This is a genomic window from Nostoc sp. 2RC, from assembly GCF_014222165.1.
Classification (GTDB): Bacteria; Cyanobacteriota; Cyanobacteriia; order Cyanobacteriales; family Nostocaceae; genus Nostoc; species Nostoc linckia.
The window spans coordinates 1-251 of sequence record NZ_JACKZU010000850.1 but is presented as its reverse complement, the minus strand read 5'-3'; the positions used below and the strand labels follow the sequence as shown (position 1 = coordinate 251).

General features: G+C 43.4%; 1 pseudogene. It reads right to left on the bottom strand.

Going from position 1 to position 251, the window contains the following annotated elements:
- Nucleotides 1-251 (bottom strand): annotated as a pseudogene (locus GNE10_RS35235) (transcriptional regulator); the annotation flags it as partial.

Below are 251 nucleotides of genomic sequence, written 5' to 3'. Positions count from 1 at the left end.
ACTAAATCACCTGCGGTTTTTATTTTTTGTCTACTCTTAGCAGTTCGCCGTTGTTTTTTTTCTGATTCGGCAATTTGTCTTTCCCATTCTGGCGGTAATTCAAAGGATAAAATCCGCGCATTCATCAACAGATTCCACTTACCACGGGGGCCGCTATCGGTGAGGCGAGTTTCACCACCTGCATCATTAATCCAAAACTCTAATGCTTCGTCGGGATCTTCAGGAATATCTACTAATTTTGCCCATAGGGG